This window comes from Streptomyces sp. NPDC033180 (assembly GCF_055577645.1).
This window is the reverse complement of sequence record NZ_JBVIPU010000008.1, coordinates 16,751-33,967: the sequence shown is the minus strand read 5'-3', so window position 1 is coordinate 33,967 and position 17,217 is coordinate 16,751. Positions and strand designations below refer to the sequence as shown.

The 17,217-nt window shown below is 70.3% G+C and carries 15 protein-coding genes and 1 pseudogene; 7 read left to right on the top strand and 9 right to left on the bottom strand.

Annotation, left to right across the window (positions count from 1 at the left end):
* Nucleotides 1–5: 5 nt before the first annotated feature.
* The 8 genes from ACZ5WE_RS21895 to ACZ5WE_RS21860 are packed head-to-tail and all read right to left on the bottom strand — an operon-like array spanning nucleotide 6 to nucleotide 7,163.
* A complete protein-coding gene (locus ACZ5WE_RS21895; protein WP_467691437.1) occupies nucleotides 6–2,000 on the bottom strand; it encodes an NADH-quinone oxidoreductase subunit 5 family protein in 1,995 nt (664 codons plus the stop codon).
* Nucleotides 1,997–2,446, bottom strand: a complete 450-nt coding sequence (gene nuoK / locus ACZ5WE_RS21890; RefSeq protein WP_467691436.1) for an NADH-quinone oxidoreductase subunit NuoK — start codon at nucleotides 2,444–2,446, stop codon at nucleotides 1,997–1,999. The genes ACZ5WE_RS21895 and nuoK overlap by 4 nt, the downstream gene beginning before the upstream one ends.
* Nucleotides 2,446–3,120: an NADH-quinone oxidoreductase subunit J family protein gene (locus tag ACZ5WE_RS21885; protein WP_467691434.1), complete on the bottom strand. Its 675-nt coding sequence runs from the start codon at nucleotides 3,118–3,120 to the stop codon at nucleotides 2,446–2,448. Before ACZ5WE_RS21885 ends, nuoK begins: the two co-directional genes overlap by 1 nt.
* Nucleotides 3,117–3,677, bottom strand: a complete 561-nt coding sequence (locus tag ACZ5WE_RS21880) for a NuoI/complex I 23 kDa subunit family protein (RefSeq protein ID WP_467691432.1) — start codon at nucleotides 3,675–3,677, stop codon at nucleotides 3,117–3,119. Before ACZ5WE_RS21880 ends, ACZ5WE_RS21885 begins: the two co-directional genes overlap by 4 nt.
* Entirely contained in the window at nucleotides 3,678–4,646 is a 969-nt protein-coding gene (locus ACZ5WE_RS21875) for a complex I subunit 1/NuoH family protein (RefSeq protein WP_467691431.1), read from the bottom strand.
* Nucleotides 4,643–6,124 (bottom strand): NADH-quinone oxidoreductase subunit C, encoded by a 1,482-nt coding sequence (locus tag ACZ5WE_RS21870; protein ID WP_467691429.1) that lies wholly within the window; start codon nucleotides 6,122–6,124, stop codon nucleotides 4,643–4,645. Before ACZ5WE_RS21870 ends, ACZ5WE_RS21875 begins: the two co-directional genes overlap by 4 nt.
* Nucleotides 6,121–6,783 (bottom strand): NADH-quinone oxidoreductase subunit B, encoded by a 663-nt coding sequence (locus ACZ5WE_RS21865; protein WP_467691427.1) that lies wholly within the window; start codon nucleotides 6,781–6,783, stop codon nucleotides 6,121–6,123. The genes ACZ5WE_RS21870 and ACZ5WE_RS21865 overlap by 4 nt, the downstream gene beginning before the upstream one ends.
* Entirely contained in the window at nucleotides 6,774–7,163 is a 390-nt protein-coding gene (locus ACZ5WE_RS21860; RefSeq protein WP_266863289.1) for an NADH-quinone oxidoreductase subunit A, read from the bottom strand. Before ACZ5WE_RS21860 ends, ACZ5WE_RS21865 begins: the two co-directional genes overlap by 10 nt.
* 276 nt (nucleotides 7,164–7,439) lie before the next feature.
* Here ACZ5WE_RS21860 and ACZ5WE_RS21855 point away from each other — a divergent pair, with 276 nt between their 5' ends.
* The 5 genes from ACZ5WE_RS21855 to ACZ5WE_RS21835 all read left to right on the top strand — a co-directional run bounded on the left by ACZ5WE_RS21855 (nucleotide 7,440) and on the right by ACZ5WE_RS21835 (nucleotide 14,396).
* Entirely contained in the window at nucleotides 7,440–8,648 is a 1,209-nt protein-coding gene (locus ACZ5WE_RS21855) for a sensor histidine kinase (RefSeq protein WP_467691426.1), read from the top strand.
* A gap of 134 nt (nucleotides 8,649–8,782) precedes the next feature.
* A complete protein-coding gene (locus tag ACZ5WE_RS21850) occupies nucleotides 8,783–10,141 on the top strand; it encodes a sensor histidine kinase (protein ID WP_467691424.1) in 1,359 nt (452 codons plus the stop codon).
* 265 nt (nucleotides 10,142–10,406) lie between these two features.
* On the top strand, nucleotides 10,407–11,066 hold the full coding sequence (locus tag ACZ5WE_RS21845; protein WP_467691827.1) for a LuxR C-terminal-related transcriptional regulator: 660 nt from the start codon (nucleotides 10,407–10,409) through the stop codon (nucleotides 11,064–11,066).
* A 323-nt stretch (nucleotides 11,067–11,389) separates the two neighbouring features.
* A complete protein-coding gene (locus tag ACZ5WE_RS21840) occupies nucleotides 11,390–13,321 on the top strand; it encodes a 2-oxoacid:acceptor oxidoreductase subunit alpha (RefSeq protein WP_467691422.1) in 1,932 nt (643 codons plus the stop codon).
* Nucleotides 13,314–14,396 carry a 2-oxoacid:ferredoxin oxidoreductase subunit beta gene (locus ACZ5WE_RS21835; protein WP_467691420.1) on the top strand — a complete coding sequence of 361 codons (1,083 nt, stop codon included), beginning with the start codon at nucleotides 13,314–13,316 and terminating at the stop codon, nucleotides 14,394–14,396. The genes ACZ5WE_RS21840 and ACZ5WE_RS21835 overlap by 8 nt, the downstream gene beginning before the upstream one ends.
* Nucleotides 14,397–14,441: 45 nt before the next feature.
* Here ACZ5WE_RS21835 and ACZ5WE_RS21830 read toward each other — a convergent pair whose 3' ends face one another.
* Complete coding sequence (locus ACZ5WE_RS21830) at nucleotides 14,442–14,813, bottom strand: winged helix-turn-helix transcriptional regulator (RefSeq protein ID WP_467691419.1); 372 nt, start codon at nucleotides 14,811–14,813, stop codon at nucleotides 14,442–14,444.
* A gap of 118 nt (nucleotides 14,814–14,931) precedes the next feature.
* Between ACZ5WE_RS21830 and ACZ5WE_RS21825 the strand changes: the two are divergent.
* Nucleotides 14,932–15,792: pseudogene (locus tag ACZ5WE_RS21825) on the top strand (SDR family oxidoreductase).
* 131 nt (nucleotides 15,793–15,923) lie between these two features.
* Nucleotides 15,924–16,943 carry an EamA family transporter RarD gene (gene rarD / locus ACZ5WE_RS21820; protein ID WP_467691417.1) on the top strand — a complete coding sequence of 340 codons (1,020 nt, stop codon included), beginning with the start codon at nucleotides 15,924–15,926 and terminating at the stop codon, nucleotides 16,941–16,943.
* Nucleotides 16,944–17,217 lie beyond the last annotated feature (274 nt).

Here is a 17,217-nt window from a genome sequence, read left to right as displayed (position 1 = left end):
GCTGCTCACGCTCCGGCGGTGGCGACGAGGACGGCGGCGACAGCCAGGACGACGGTGCCTGCGAGCAGCGCGCTCAGGTAGGTCTGCACGTTGCCGGTCTGCGCGCGGCGGACCGCCGCGCCGAGCCAGCGGGGCGCGGTGCCCGCGCCGCGTACGTACGTGTCGACGACCTCGCGGTCGAGGAACCGGACGAGGCGCGCGGCGGCCTGGACGGGGCGCACGAACAGGGCGGCGTAGGCGGCGTCGAGGTGGAAGCCGACGGCGGCGTGCCGGTGCAGCGGACCGAGCAGGAGGCGGCCGGGGTCGGCCGGGTCGTGGGCCTGGGCCACGTCTCCGTAGGCAGGGGCATGCGTGGCGATGGCCTCGGCCTCGACCAGGCCGCCGTCGCCCCCCGTGTCGGCGGCGACCGCACCCATCGGGTGGCGGACGGCAAGCGCCGTGGTGTGCCGCCACGCTCCGTACGTGACGAGCCCGCCGACGAGGGCGAGCCCCGTGCCGAGGACGGAGGTGGTGAGGGTCGGGGTGAGCGAGTGCCCGTCGAACCAGTCCGGCAGGACGCCGACGGTGAGGCCGAAGGCAAGGGAGGGGACGGCGAGCACCCAGAGCACGGCGGTCATCGTGACGGGCTGCTTTCCGTGGTCCGGGGCTTCGGGGCCCTGGCCGTTGAAGGCGAGCAGCCACAGACGCGTCGCGTAGGCGGCGGTGAGGAGGGCGGTCAGCAGACCGGCGATCAGGACGATCCAGCCTGCCTCGGTGGGGGCGGTCTCGGAGTGCCCTGTGGCCGCGTGCTCGGCGGCGCCCAGGACGGCTTCCTTGGAGAAGAAGCCGCTGAAGGGCGGGATGGCGGCGAGCGCGAGGAGCGCCACGGTCATCGTCCAGAAGGCGTCGGGGACCCGGTCGCGCAGGCCCTTCATGCGGGACATCGCGGCGAGGGAGTTGGTGCCGGCGGCGTGGATGATCACGCCCGCACCGAGGAAGAGAAGCGCTTTGAAGGCGCCGTGCGAGAGGAGGTGGAAGACGGCGGCACCGCGGTCGCCGACGGCGAGGGCGCCGGTCAGATAGCCGAGCTGGCCGATCGTCGAGTAGGCGAGGACGCGCTTGATGTCGTCCTGGGCGAGCGCGGCGAGGGCCGAGCCGGCCATCGTGACGGCGGCCATGACGGCGAGCACGACCAGCGCCGCCGATGACGCGGCGAAGACCGGGAGGAGCCGGGCCACGAAGTAGACACCGGCGGCGACCATCGTCGCGGCGTGGATGAGCGCGGAGACGGGGGTGGGGCCCGCCATCGCGTCGGGCAGCCAGGTGTGCAGCGGGAACTGCGCGGACTTGCCCGCCACACCGGCCAGGAGCAGCAGGGCGATCAGCGTCGGGTGGTCGAGGCCGCCGCCCGCGACCGTCGCGAGGACGGTCGTGATGCGGAACGACCCGGCGTCGACGGCGAGCGCGAACAGGCCGATCAGGAAGGGGACGTCGCCGAGCTTGGTGACCAGGAAGGCCTTGAGGGAGGCGGCGCGGGCTTCGGGCGTCTCCCAGTAGTGGCCGACGAGGAAGTACGAGCAGATGCCCATGATCTCCCAGCCGACCAGGAGCACCATCAGGTCGCCGGAGTAGACGACGAGCAGCATCGCGGAGGTGAAGAGGGAGACGAGAGCGGCGTACGAGGGGTAGCGCGGGTCGTCGCGCAGGTAGCCCGTCGAGTAGATCTGCACGCAGGAGGCGACGACGCCGACCAGGACGGCGACGAGGGCAGCGAAGCCGTCGATGTGCAGGGCGAGTTCGATGGGGACCGAGCCGGTCGGGGTGAGCTCGGTGGCGGAGTCGATGTCGGCGCCGCCTCCGTGGCGGGCGGCGACCAGTGCGGCGAGAACCAGCGCCACCAGGGTGGGCAGCACCGCGAGGGGGCGTACGAGACCGGGGGCGGTGCGGCCGAGGAGCAGACCGGCGACCGCGCCGAGGAACGGCAGGAGGGGGACGAGTACGGCGAGGGTGGTCGTGGTCACGCGGTGGCCTCAGCCTTCTGCGACTTCTGCGACTTCTGCGCCTTCTCCGACGTCAGCGACTTCGGCGACTTCTGTGCCGAGGCGGGCTCCTCGGTGGCCGCACCCTCGGCATCGTCATCGTCGTCATCGGGGTCGTCGGGGCCCTCGGCGGTGTCGCGGAGGTCGTCGACGGCGGAGGAGCCGCGGTTGCGGTAGACCGCCAGGACGATCGCGAGGCCGATGCCGATCTCGGCGGCGGCGATGGCGATGGTGAAGAGGGTCAGGGCCTGGCCGGAGTGGAGGGCGTCGCGTAGCCAGACGTCGAAGGCGACCAGGTTGAGGTTGACGGCGTTGAGCATGAGCTCGACGGACATCAGGACCAGGATCGCGTTGCGGCGGGCGAGTACTCCGTACAGGCCTACGCAGAAGAGGAGGACGGCCAGGACGGCGGGATAGGCGAGGTGCATCAGCGCTGCTCCTTGTCGCTGGGGGCACCGGTAGTGCGGGTGTCGCTGGGGGCACCGGTAGTGCGGGTGTCGCCGGAGGCACCGGTAGTGCGGGTGTCGCCGGAGGCTTCGTTCAGGCGGGTCATGCGGGCGTTCCTGCGGGAGAGGACGATCGCGCCGACCAGGGCGGCGAGGAGCAGGACCGAGAGCGCCTCGAAAGGCAGCACCCAGTGCTGGAAGAGGAACTCTCCGGTCACCGCTGTGGAGCCCTGGGCCTCGTCGGCGGCGCGGTCGAGGTCGATCCAGTAGGTGCGGAAGGCGTCGACGACCACCCAGACCAGCAGTGCCGCGGCGAGGACGGCCACCGCGAGCGCGACCGGCCGGTTGCCCGAATCGGCGTCCGGGGAGCGGCCGATGGGAGCCCGGGTGAGCATCAGCCCGAACAGAAGGAGGACGACGACGGAGCCGACATAGATCAGGACCTGCACCCACGCGATGAACTCGGCGGTGAGCAGGAGGTACTCGACGGCCAGGCCGCCGAGCGTCGCCACCAGCCACAGGGCGGCGTGCACAAGCTGCTTGGTGGTGACGGTGACGATCGCCGAGCCGAGGGTGACGAGGCCGACCAGGAGGAAGGCGATCTCCACGCCGGTCGGGGAGAGGAAGCCCTGGGGGGCGTTGGCTGCGAGGTTCACGCGGATCCCTCCGGCTCGGCAGCTTCGGCTTCCTGCGCCGCGGCCAGCTTCTCCGCTGCCTTGCGGGCGGTGACGATCTCCTTGGGGTCCTCGGCCGCGGGGTCGAGGGCCGGCGGGGCCGGGACCGTCCACATCCAGTCGCGGAGTTTGTCGCGCTCGTGGGTGAGTTCGTGGATGTCCGTCTCGGCGTACTCGAACTCCGGGGACCAGAACAGTGCGTCGAAGGGGCAGACCTCGATGCAGATGCCGCAGTACATGCAGAGGGAGAAGTCGATGGCGAAGCGGTCGAGGACGTTGCGGCTGCGCTCGCGGCCGCCCTCGACGGCCGGCGGGACCGTCTCCTTGTGGGAGTCGATGTAGATGCACCAGTCCGGGCACTCACGGGCGCAGAGCATGCAGACCGTGCAGTTCTCCTCGAACAGCCCGATGACGCCGCGGGTGCGGGGCGGGAGTTCGGGCTGGTGCTCCGGGTACTGCTCGGTGACGGTCTTCTTCGTCATCGTGCGGAGGGTGACGGCGAGGCCCTTGGCCAGGCCGCTGCCAGGGATCGGAGGCATTTAGTTGATCGCCACCTTCACGATTCCGGTGAGCGCGATCTGCGCGAGGGCGAGCGGGACGAGGAAGGTCCAGGAGAGCTTCTGGAGCTGGTCCTCGCGGAGACGGGGGTAACTGACGCGGAGCCAGATCACGACGAAGGCGAGCAGGCCGGTCTTCAGGAGGGTCCAGACCCAGCCGAGGCCGTCGGCGCCCCATGGGCCGTGCCAGCCGCCGAGGAAGAGCACGGTGGTGAGGCCGCAGAGGACGACGATTCCGGCGTACTCGGCGAGGAGGAACAGGGCGAAGCGCAGGCCCGTGTACTCGGTATAGGCACCGAAGATGATCTCCGAGTCGGCGACCGGCATGTCGAAGGGCGGGCGCTGGAGTTCGGCGAGGCCCGCGATGAAGAAGACGAGGGCTCCGACGATCTGCCAGGGCAGCCACCACCACTCGAAGGCGTTGAGGATGCCGGGCAGCGAGACCGTGCCCGCCGCCATCGCGACCGAGGCCGCGGCGAGCAGCATCGGGAGTTCGTACGCCAGGAGCTGGGCGGCGGTACGCAGGCCGCCGAGGAGGGAGAACTTGTTGGCACTGGCCCAGCCCGCCATGAGCGAGCCGAGAACGCCGACGCCCATGACCGCGAGCACGAAGAAGATGCCCGCGTCGACGAGTTGGCCGACGGCGCCTTCGCTCGGGCCGATGGGGATGGCGACCAGGACGAGGAGGTAGGGCAGCAGGGCGATGGCGGGGGCGAGTTGGAAGATGCGGCGGTCGGCCTGGGCCGGTACGACGTCCTCCTTCTGCGCGAACTTGACTCCGTCGGCGACGAGCTGGGCCCAGCCGTGGAAGCCGCCCGCGTGCATGGGGCCGAGTCGGCCCTGCATGTGGGCCATCACCTTGTGCTCGGTCTGGCCGATGACCAGGGGCAGGACGAGGAAGACGGCGAAGACGATGAGGAGACGCAGGGCGACGTCGAGCGCGTCGGTCACTCCGAGCCTCCTGGGCGGTCGTTGTCTTCGGGGTCGGAGGTCTGGCCCGGTTCGGGGGCGCCGGACGGGCCCGGCTCGGGGTCGGAGGTCGGGCCCGGCTCGGGGGCACCGGACGGGCCCGGCTCGGGGGCACCGGACGGGCCCGGCTCGGGGGCACCGGACGGGCCCGGCTCGGGGGCACCGGACGGGCCCGGCTCGGGGTCGGAGGTCGGGTCCGGTCCGAGGGCTCCAGTCGTGCCTGCTTCGGGGGCACCAGTCGGGCCCGCTTCCGAGTCGCCGGTCGGGCCCGGCTCAGGATCGGAGGTCGGGCCCGCTTCGGGGCCACCGGACGGGCCCGCTTCGGAGCCGCCGGGCTGCTCGGGGGCGGCCGGAGCAGGCTGCTCGGGGGCGGCCGGAGCGGGCTGCTCAGGAGCGGCCGGAGCAGGCTGCTCCGTGTCCCCGAACGCCGGGCGGGCCTGATGCCACGGCGCGTCAGAGCCGAGCGCGGGCGACTCGGGCCTCGGCTCGGACGCCGGAGCAGACTCAGGCCCCACCCCAGACGCCGCAGCAGACCCGGGCCCCACCCCAGACCCCGCAGCAGACTCAGGCCTCGGCTCGGACGCCGCAGCAGACTCAGGCCTCGGCTCGGACCCCGCAGCAGACTCAGGCCTCGGCTCGGACCCCGCAGCGGACTCGGGCTTCGTTTCAGGTGCCGGGCGTTGCGACGTCGTCCCCTGGGTCACACTCCGGGCCCGGCGCGGAGCCCGTGCCTCGGCTTGGCCGGGCGGCGGCTGTGTGCCCTCGGTCTGCCCCGCAGCGGCGGGACCGGCCCCCGCCTGGCTGGCCGAGCCCTCCCCCGCCGTGCGCGTCCGGCGGGCCGGGCGGTCGCCTGCCGCGCGGGCGGCGCCGCGGGCCGGGCGGGCCGGGGCAGCGGGGAGTTGGCCCTTCAGGGGGCCCCATTCGTTCGGGTCGGGTACGCCGGGCGGCAGCATCTGGCGGCGCTTGGGCCCGCCGTGCTCCGACTCCCCCGGCTCCTTCGCGCCGGGCCACGCCTTCGCGACCCGGGCCGCCAGGACGAAGTCCTTGCGCAGGGGGTGGCCTTCGAAGGTGTCAGGGAGGAGCAGCGGGACCAGGTGAGGGTGGCCCTCGAAAGCTACGCCGAACATCTCGTGCGTCTCGCGCTCGTGCCACGCCGCGCCCGCGTAGACGTCGACCGCGGTCGGCAGCACCGGGGCGTCGTGCGGAACGGTCGTACGGATGAGGAGGCGACGTACCGGAGAGAGGGCGACGACGTGGGCCGAGACGAAAAAGCCCGTGCCCGGTTCGTCGACGGCGCTCAGCCAGTCGAAGTAAGTACAGGTCAGGGTCGTGCGCGCGGTTTCGAGTGCCGCGATCCAGGAGCTCGGCGGGACGTCGACCGTCAGGAGGTCGTACGGCTCCTCCGCCGTGGCCTCCGCGCCGAAGAGCTCCTCGACGGGGCTCGGCAGCCACCCGGTCATGCCTTCCCCTCCCCCGGGGTGGACGCGCCCGTCCCCGTCGGCGGCTTCACCAGACCGCTCTGCAGCGCCGCCACCGAAGGCCGGCCGCCGTTGCCGTACCGCTCGGCCAGCGACTCCCGCGCGATCTTCTCCTGGAGCTTGAGGATGCCCTGGAGCAGCGCCTCGGGCCGGGGCGGGCAGCCGGGTACGTACACATCGACCGGGATGATCTGGTCGACGCCCTTGGTCACCGCGTACGAATCCCAGTACGGGCCGCCGCAGTTGGAGCAGGCGCCGAAGGAGATGACGTACTTGGGCTCGGGCATCTGCTCGTACAGGCGCTTCACGGCAGGGGCCATCTTGTCCGTCACCGTGCCCGACACCACCATCAGGTCGGCCTGGCGCGGACCCGGTGCGAACGGGATCACGCCGAGCCGGATGAAGTCGTGCCGGGCCATGGAGGCGGCGATGAACTCGATGGCGCAACAGGCGAGGCCGAAGTTGAAGACCCACAACGAGTACCGGCGGCCCCAGTTGAGGACCACCTTCATCGGCTCGGGGGCCAGGCGCGAGAGCACGCCCAGCTTCTGCGGCTCGGGCGTGGGGAGCAGTGTCGGCTCGGGCAGGAACACGGGCTCCGGGGTCACGTCCGTGCGAGGACGCTCCGGGGTCACGTCCATGTGAGGACGCCCTTCTTGTATGCGTACAGCAGGCCCACGGTCAGGAAGCCGAGGAAGATGAACATCTCCACCAGCGTCGTCGCACCGTAGCCGGGTGCGGCGAAAACCGTCGCCCAGGGAAAGAGAAAGATCGAGTCGACGGCGAAGATGACGTAGAGGAACGCGTAGACGTAGTAGCGGACCTGGGTGTGGGCCCAGCCTTCGCCCACCGGGTCGACGCCGCACTCGTACGTCAGGAGCTTCTCGGGTGTCGGCACGACGGGACGCAACAACCGCCCCGCGCCGAAAGCGACGGCGACGAACAGCACGCCGACGACGGCGAGCAGTCCGACGACGGAGTACGACTGGTAGTAGCTCGCCGCGACATTCGTCACGTGCACGTCAGCCCCTCACTCCCTGAACGCCCTGAACACCCTGATACTCCTTGACCGCCCTCTGGCACGGACACCGATCACTGATCACCGATCACTGATCACTGTTCGACGATCTGTACGCACGGGAGTCTAGGGCCTGCTAAAGGTGAGGTAAGCAGAGCGTCACGCATCGGCAAGGACTGATCCCCCACGGCGTTCCACCCACAGGTGGGGTTATCCCCCCGAGCGTCCGGGCGGACCTCCTCATGGCATCGCGGCGGCGAGCCGTGCACCCTAGCGCTTATGACCGCACGCGCCACGTCCTCAGCCACGTCCTCGCCGCCACCCGCACGCTTCGCGGCGTACGACCGGCGGACCTGGAAGGAGATCGCGCACCTCCTCGCCAACCTGCCGATCGGCGTGGCCGGTTTCGTCTATGTGGTCGTGACGCTCGCGGCCGGCTGCGGTCTCGCCGTGACGGTCGTCGGCCTGCCGCTGCTCGCCGGCGCGCTGCTCGGCGCGCGGCTGCTCGGCAGGGCGGAGCGCGCACGGGCGCGGAAGTTGCTCGGGCTGTGGATCGACGAGCCGAGCCCGATGCCCAAGCAGCGGGGGCACGGCTTCTTCAGCTGGCTGTGGTCGAGCCTGAAGGATCCGGTCGGCTGGCGCACGATGCTGTACTCGTTCATGCGGCTGCCCTGGGGCGTGGTGACGTTCACCATCACCCTGACCGGGCTCTTCGTGTTCTGGCCTGTGCTCCCCTACATCGTGCGCGGCCTGACCAACGCCGACCGGGCGATGGCACGCGGGCTGCTCTCGCCCTCCGACGAACTGGAGCGGCGCATCGTGGAGTTGGAGTCGGACCGCGGTGTCGTCGTCGACACGGCCGCGGCCGACCTGCGCCGCATCGAGCGCGACCTGCACGACGGCGCGCAGGCCCGCCTGGTCGCGCTCGCCATGGGGCTCGGTCTGGCCAAGGAGAAGCTCCTGGAGGGCCAGTCCGACGACACTGTGGCGGCGATGGTCGACGAGGCGCACGGTGAGGTGAAGCTCGCCCTCCAGGAGCTGCGCGACCTGGCCCGCGGCATCCACCCGGCGGTCCTGACCGACCGCGGCCTGAACGCCGCGCTGTCCTCGGTGGCTTCGCGGTGCACGGTCCCGGTGAAGGTGACCGCCGATCTGGCGACGCGTCCGGCCGCCGCGATCGAGGGCATCGCGTACTTCACGGTCTCCGAGCTCCTGCAGAACGTGAGCAAGCACAGCGGGGCGCGCACGGCGTCCGTGGAGGTGTGGCGTGCCGACGAGCGGCTGCTCATCCAGGTGCGGGACGACGGCACGGGCGGCGCGGACCTGGACGGGGGCACGGGCATGGCGGGGCTCTCGGACCGGCTCGGCGCGGTCGACGGCCTGTTCGTGATCGAGTCCCCGGAGGGCGGGCCCACGACCATCACGGCGGAACTGCCGTGGCGGGACCGGGACCGAAACCACGACCGGGACCGCGATGCCCGGGGGTAGGGAAAACCCCCGGTCGAAGACACCTACGCACCACATGGTCCGGATCAGCTGCGGCCAGCAGTCTTGAGGTACGACGCCGAACCAGCGCGTGACCCGAGAAGCCGCGCACGACCGAACAGAAACGGACGACACCGATGGCCACGGAGTACGGACAGGAGTACGGGCGCATGAACCGTTCGGAGTTCCGGGGATCCGACCTCGATGAGCGGCGGCCCCGTCTCCCCGCCGGGCTGCGCGCGCCGATCGAGGCCCGCGTCTGGAAGGAGTTCGGCTATGTGCTCCTGAGCCTGCCGATCAGCATCGTCACGTTCACGTTCGCGGTCACGATGCTGTCGCTCGGCGTCGGTCTGCTGGTGACGTTCATCGGCGTCCCGGTGCTGGCCGCCGGGCTCGCCGCCTGCCGCGGCATCGGCTCGCTGGAGCGGGTGCGGGCGCGGGCGCTCCTTGGCGTCGAAGTGGCCAACCCGGAGCCGCTGCGGCCGAAGAACGGCGGCGGGTTCATGGCGTGGATGGGCGCCGTGCTCAAGAGCGGCGTCTCCTGGCGGCACGTCCTCTACTCCATCCTCCACATGCCCTGGGCGGTCTTCTCCTTCACCGTGTCGGTGGTCTTTTGGACCTACGGCTGGGCGATGCTCACGTACCCCCTGTGGCAGTGGCTCTTCCCGCTCTACGGCGGCCAGGACGGCATCCAGCTCTACGGCGACGACGGCCACCGCATCTACCTGGACAACCCCTTCGAGATCGGCGTCACCGCCCTCACCGGCCTGCTGATCACGCTCGCCACGCCCTGGATCATCCGGGCCCTGACCACCGTCGACCGCGTCATGGTGGCCGGTCTGCTCGGCCCGTCCAGCCTGGCCACGCGCGTCGTCGAGCTGGAGTCGGACCGTGGCGTCGTCGTCGACACGGCAGCGGCCGATCTGCGCCGCATCGAGCGCGACCTGCACGACGGCGCGCAGGCCCGCCTGGTGGCACTCGCCATGGATCTGGGCCTGGCCAAGGAGAAGCTGACGGAGGACCCGGACGCCGCGGCCCGCATGGTGGGCGAGGCGCACGGCGAGGTGAAGGTGGCCCTGCAGGAGCTGCGCGACCTGGCCCGCGGCATCCACCCCGCTGTCCTGACCGACCGCGGCCTGGACGCGGCGCTCTCCGCGCTCGCCGCCCGGTGCACGGTCCCGGTGCAGGTCGAGGTGGACCTGCCCGCGCGCCCAGCCGCCGCGATCGAGGGCATCGCGTACTTCACGGTCTCCGAGCTCCTGCAGAACATCAGCAAGCACGCGCGGGCGTCCCGCGGTTCGGTCGACGTGTGGCAGGTCGAGGACCGGCTGATGCTTCAGGTCTCCGACGACGGGGCCGGGGGTGCGGATGTGACCGGTGGCTCCGGTCTTGCCGGACTCGCCGAGCGGCTCGACGCGGTCGAGGGGATCCTGGTCGTGGATTCGCCCGTGGGCGGGCCTACCACCGTGACGGCCGAGTTGCCCTGGCGGGCCTAGCCCGTCCCGCCGCTTCGGGCGGATCTTCCCCACCCGCGCGGCCACCCACGCACCTACGCACCCACGCACCTACGCGTCCACCTACGCACCCACCCGTTCCTCCCGCATCACGGGCGATCGGGTGGGTGCTGCCGTGCCCGCCGGGAGCGAACACGGCAAGCGGTTGTCCATGAACGCCGTAACGCCCCTTCGTTCGCGCGATACTGAGGTGCTGGGGGACAACCAGAACCACATATGCCGGGGGGCCGTGAACGTGGAGGACAAAGTGCGGGTCGTCATCGCCGAGGATTCGGTGCTGCTCAGGGAGGGCCTGACCCGGTTGCTGACCGACCGCGGCCACGACGTCGTGGCGGGAGTGGGCGACGCGGACGCACTGATCAAGACGATCAACGAACTCTCCGCGGAGGGCGAGCTGCCCGATGTGGTCGTCGCCGACGTGCGGATGCCGCCCACGCACACCGACGAGGGGGTACGGGCCGCGGTGCACCTGCGCCACCAGTTCCCGGGGCTCGGAGTGCTCGTCCTCTCCCAGTACGTCGAGGAGCAGTACGCCACCGAACTGCTCGCCGGGTCCAGCCGGGGGGTCGGATATCTGCTCAAGGACCGCGTCGCCGAGGTGCGCGAGTTCGTGGACGCGGTGGTGCGCGTCGCGCAGGGGGGCACCGCGCTCGACCCGGAGGTCGTGGCGCAGCTGCTCGGCCGCAGCCGCAAGCAGGACGTCCTCGCGGGGCTTACTCCGCGCGAGCGCGAGGTACTCGGTCTGATGGCCGAGGGGCGGACGAACTCGGCGGTGGCGCGGCAGTTGGTGGTGAGTGACGGCGCGGTCGAGAAGCACGTCAGCAACATCTTCCTGAAGCTGGGGCTTTCCCAGAGTGACGGGGATCACCGTCGCGTGTTGGCGGTCCTCACCTATCTCAACTCCTAAACCCTGACACTCTTCAGCTATTTCATGCACACGAGCACGAGCACGAGCACGAGAACGACCACAAGCACAAACGCAAGCACAAGAACGAGCACGGAGCACTAGCACGGAGAACAGTCCTAGAACCAAAGGATGAGCGGGGGCGTCTTCCACAGCGGGCCGGAAGACGGGGCACGGCACGGCAAACTGGGGCATATGCGCGTCTCAAAAACACGTCCATCATGCGATCTACCCCAGGAAGGCGACCCTTACCGACGTAGGGTGGGCCTTGGGAAGGCCGGTCGCCCAACCCTTCCCGCTCAGCCGCCCGAGGGAGGTCCAGTTCAGTGACCAGCCAGGTCAGTAGCCCAGCCGAGCAGGCCGATGGGGCACTCGTCGGAGAGCAGCGCAAGCATGCTGGTGAGAAGGATGTACGCCGTCTGGACCGGGTGATCATTCGCTTCGCGGGTGACTCCGGTGACGGTATGCAGCTCACCGGTGACCGGTTCACTTCAGAGACGGCGTCCTTCGGGAACGACCTCTCGACTCTGCCGAACTTCCCCGCCGAGATCCGTGCTCCTGCCGGGACCCTGCCGGGCGTTTCCTCCTTTCAGCTGCACTTCGCCGACCACGACATCCTCACGCCGGGCGACGCGCCGAATGTCCTGGTCGCGATGAATCCGGCCGCGCTGAAGGCGAACATCGCCGATGTGCCGCGCGGCGCGGAGATCATCGTCAACACGGACGAGTTCTCCAAACGGGCGATGCAGAAAGTCGGCTACGACGTCTCGCCGCTGGAAGACGGTTCGCTGGACGGCTACAGCGTCCACCCGGTGCCGCTGACGACGCTGACGGTGGAGGCGCTCAAGGAGTTCGACCTCTCGCGCAAGGACGCGGGCCGCAGCAAGAACATGTTCGCGCTGGGGTTGCTGTCGTGGATGTACCACCGGCCGACCGAGGGCACGGAGAAGTTCCTGCGGGCGAAGTTCGCGAAGAAGCCGGCCATCGCGGAGGCCAACATCGCGGCTTTCCACGCGGGTTGGAACTTCGGCGAGACGACGGAGGACTTCGCGGTCTCCTACGAGGTCGCGCCCGCCTCCCATGCCTTCCCGGCCGGCACTTACCGCAACATCTCGGGGAACCTCGCCCTGTCCTACGGGCTGATCGCCGCGGGCCGGCAGGCGGATCTGCCGCTCTACCTGGGCTCGTACCCGATCACTCCCGCATCCGACATCCTGCACGAGCTGTCCAAGCACAAGAACTTCGGCGTGCGGACCTTCCAGGCGGAGGACGAGATCGCGGGCATCGGTGCCGCGCTCGGCGCGGCGTTCGGCGGTTCGCTGGCGGTGACGACGACCTCGGGGCCCGGCGTGGCGCTGAAGTCGGAGACGATCGGCCTCGCGGTCTCCCTCGAGCTGCCGCTGCTGGTCGTGGACATCCAGCGCGGTGGGCCTTCCACCGGGCTGCCGACCAAGACCGAGCAGGCGGATCTGCTGCAGGCGATGTACGGGCGCAACGGCGAGGCTCCGGTGCCGATCGTGGCACCGAAGACGCCGGCGGACTGTTTCGACGCGGCCATCGAGGCGGCTCGGATCGCGGTCACCTACCGCACGCCGGTGTTCTTGCTGTCCGACGGCTACCTGGCGAACGGCTCGGAGCCCTGGCGCATCCCGGACACCGATGAACTCCCGGACCTGCGTGTGCAGTTCGCCTCGGGGACCAATCACACCGAGGACGACGGCACCGAGGTCTTCTGGCCCTACAAACGCGACCCGCAGACCCTGGCCCGTCCGTGGGCGATCCCCGGCACCCCCGGCCTCGAGCACCGTATCGGCGGCATCGAGAAGCAGGACGGCACCGGCAACATCTCCTACGACCCCGCCAACCACGACTTCATGGTCCGCACCCGCCAGGCCAAGATCGACGGCATCGAGGTCCCCGACATCGAAGTCGACGACGCGACCGGCGACGCCAAGCTGCTCGTCCTCGGCTGGGGTTCGACCTACGGCCCCATCACCGCCGCGGTACGGCGCCTGCGGGCGGTCGGCGAGAGCGTGGCGCAGGCCCATCTGCGCCACCTCAACCCCTTCCCGCGGAATCTGGGCGAGGTCCTGAAGCGTTACGACAAGGTGGTGATTCCCGAGATGAACCTCGGGCAGCTCGCCACGCTCCTCCGCGCCAAGTACCTCGTGGACGCGGTCTCGTACAACCAGGTCAATGGAATGCCGTTCAAGGCCGAGCAGCTCGCCACGGCTCTCAAGGAGGCCATCAATGGCTGACACGAAGACCGAAGGTTCCAGGAGCACGATCGAAGCGCTCTCACTGGTGCCCAAGGCCGAGGCCAAGCAGTCCATGAAGGACTTCAAGTCCGACCAGGAGGTGCGTTGGTGCCCCGGCTGCGGTGACTACGCGGTCCTGGCGGCCGTGCAGGGCTTCATGCCCGAACTCGGCCTGGCCAAGGAGAACATCGTCTTCGTCTCGGGTATCGGCTGCTCCAGCCGCTTCCCGTACTACATGAACACCTACGGGATGCACTCCATCCACGGCCGCGCCCCCTCCATCGCCACCGGACTCGCCTCCTCCCGGCGGGACTTGAGCGTGTGGGTCGTCACCGGCGACGGCGATGCCCTGTCCATCGGCGGCAACCACCTCATCCACGCCCTGCGCCGCAACGTGAACCTGAAGATCCTGCTCTTCAACAACCGCATCTACGGCCTGACCAAGGGCCAGTACAGCCCCACTTCCGAGGTCGGCAAGATCACCAAGTCGACGCCGATGGGCTCCCTCGACGCGCCGTTCAACCCCGTCTCGCTGGCCATCGGCGCGGAGGCGTCGTTCGTGGCGCGGACCGTCGACTCCGACCGCAAGCACCTCACTTCCGTGCTGCGCGAGGCCGCCGAACACCCCGGCACCGCCCTGGTGGAGATCTACCAGAACTGCAACATCTTCAATGACGGCGCCTTCGAGGTGCTCAAGGACAAGCAGCAGGCCGAGGAGGCCGTGATCCGCCTGGAGCACGGCATGCCCATCCGCTTCGGGACCGACGGCTCCAAGGGTGTCGTGCGCGACCCGGCCACCGGCGATCTCAAGGTGGTCCCGGTCACGCCGGAGACCGAGTCCCAGATTCTGGTCCACGACGCGCACTCGACCTCACCGACGCTGGCGTTCGCCCTCTCCCGCCTCGCCGACCCCGACACGCTCCACCACACCCCGATCGGCGTCTTCCGCGACGTCGAGCGCCCGGTCTACGACACCCTGATGTCCGACCAGCTCGACACCGCCATCGAGCAGAACGGCAAGGGCGACCTGGCCGCGCTTCTCGCGGGCGGCGACACCTGGACCGTCGTCGGCTAGCTCAGTTCGCGCAACTCGCCTTCTCCGAGGCCCGGTTCTGATCTCTCAGGACCGGGCCTCGTCGTACACCCGGCGCGCTTCCTGTACGTCCGCCAGACGCCGCTCGGTCCACTCGGCGAGCGACCGGACCTGGGCACCGACCTCGCGCCCGAGGTCGGTGAGCGAGTAGTCGACGCGCGGCGGAATGACCGGCTTGGCGTCGCGGTGCACGAGGCCGTCGCGCTCCAGGGTCTGGAGGGTCTGCGTCAGCATCTTCTCGCTGACCCTGCCAAGCGCCCGGCGCAGCTCACTGAAGCGGTACGAACGCCCGTCCAGGGCGATCAGGACGAGTACACCCCAGCGGCTCGTGACGTGTTCCAGGACGAGGCGCTGCGGACACATTCCCTCGTCCCCGAGGTTCCAGTTACTTACTGCCATGCCAGTACCTTACTTCAAAGTGGGTACTTTCCAATAGTTAGCGCCCACCGTAGGCTCAGTGCCGGGGCGCACCCAAAGGGCATCAAGGCATCAAAGGGACTCAAGGGAGACACCAGATATGAGCATCGTCGTCACCGGCGCCACCGGGCACCTCGGCCGTCTCGTCATCCAAGGGCTGCTGGACGCGCAGGTGCCCGCCGGGCAGATAGCCGCCGTCGTCCGGGACAAGTAGAAGGCCGCCGATCTCGCCGCGCAGGGCGTCGACCTGCGGATCGCGGACTACAGCGCGCCCGAGACCCTCGCCGGTGTCTTCGCCGCGGGCGACAGGGTCCTGCTGATCTCCGGCAGCGAGGTGGGCCGCCGGGTGCCGCAGCACCGCGCGGTCATCGACGCGGCACGTGCCGCGGGTGTCGCGCTGCTCGCGTACACCGGTGTCCTGGGCGGGCCCGACGCCGACTTCGACCTCGCGGCCGAGCACAAGGAGACCGAGCGGCTCATCCTCGACTCCGGACTGCCGCACACGTTCCTGCGCAACGGCTGGTACCACGAGAACTACACGGCCAACCTCGCCCCCGTCCTGGAGCACGGTGCCGTCGTGGCCTCCGCGGGCGATGGCAGGGTCGCCTCCGCCGCACGCGCCGACTACGCGGCGGCCGCCGTCGCCGTACTGACCGGCGAGGGCCATGAGGGCAAGGTGTACGAGCTGAGCGGCGATGTCGCGTGGAGCTTCGCCGAGTACGCCGCCGAGATCGCCCGGCAGACCGGCAAGGACATCTCGTACGCGGACGTCCCCGCCGAGCAGAACCTCGCGATCCTGACCGGCGCCGGCCTTCCCGAGCAGCTCGCCGCGATCCTCGTCGACGTGGACTCGGCGATCGAGCGAGGTCTGCTCGCCGGTACGAGTGGCGATCTGGCCCGGCTCATCGGGCGGCCGACGACGCCGGTCGCTGACGCGGTCTCGGCGGGGGTCGAGAGTTGATCCCGGTTCGGGTCGCCGCACGGGCTCTTGGGGCGTCATGACCGTCCTCCCGATACGGGCATGACAGGTGGGCCCTCCTGCCGCTACCTTCTTGGAGGCAGCGCGAGGCTGCCGCGCACCAAGGAGGAGCCGTGGACGCCGGCGCAGCTGAGCAGTCGAAGGGCGAACAGCGCATAGGACTCCTGAACGGTGTCGCGGCCTACGGAATGTGGGGCCTCGTGCCCCTCTTCTGGCCCCTGCTCAAGCCGTCCGGGGCAGGCGAGATCCTCGCGCACCGCATGGTGTGGTCGCTCGTCCTGGTGGGCATCGCGCTCCTCGTCGTGCGGCGCTGGGCCTGGGCGGGCGAGCTGATCCGCCAACCGCGCAAGCTGGGCCTGGTGACGATCGCCGCGGCGGTCATCACGATCAACTGGGGCGTCTACATCTGGGCCGTGAACTCCGGCCACGTCGTCGAGGCCTCCCTCGGTTACTTCATCAACCCCCTGGTCACCATCGCCATGGGCGTCCTGCTCCTCGGCGAACGGCTGCGTCCCGTGCAGTGGGCGGCCGTCGCCGTCGGCCTCGCGGCGGTCCTCGTCCTCGCCTTCGGGTACGGACAGCCGCCGTGGATCTCGCTCTGCCTCGCCTTCTCCTTCGCCACGTACGGCCTGGTGAAGAAGAAGGTCGGGCTCAGCGGTCTGGAATCGCTCGCCGCCGAGACCGCGATCCAGTTCCTGCCCGCCGTCGGCTTCCTGGTGTGGCTGAGTGTGCGGGGCGACGCCACGTTCGGGACGGAGGGCTTCGGGCACGGGGTGCTGCTCGCGGCGACCGGTGTGGTCACCGCCATCCCCCTGGTCTGCTTCGGCGCCGCGGCGATCCGGGTGCCGCTCGCGACGCTGGGGATGCTGCAGTACCTCGCGCCCGTCTTCCAGTTCCTGCTCGGCATCCTGTACTTCCACGAGGCGATGCCGCCCGAGCGGTGGGCCGGGTTCGGGCTCGTGTGGCTGGCGTTGACGTTGCTGACCTGGGATGCGGTGCGCTCCGCGCGGCGTAATGCGGTGCGGCTTGCGGCGGGGCGTCGGGCTGCTGCTTCGGCGGCACCCCCCGCCGCCGGGCGGGAAACCGAGCCGATGACTCCCGCCGCCGGGCGGGAGTCGGAGACCACGGTCTGACCTGGGCTGCCGGTCTCCTTCGCCGGGGGCCCGTCGTGGCTTGTCGCGCAGTTCCCCGCGCCCCTTCGGGCGCTGGGCTGTCGGTCGCCGTTTCCCCTCGCGGGTCCGTCGTGGCCGGGCGCGCAGTTCCCCGCGCCCCCTTCGGCGCTGGGCTGCCGACCGCCGTTCCTTTCCGCCGGCCCGTCGTGGCTTGTCGCGCAGTTCCCCGCGCCCCTTCGGGCGCTGGGCTGTCGGTCGCCGTTTCCCCTCGCGGGTCCGTCGTGGCCGGGCGCGC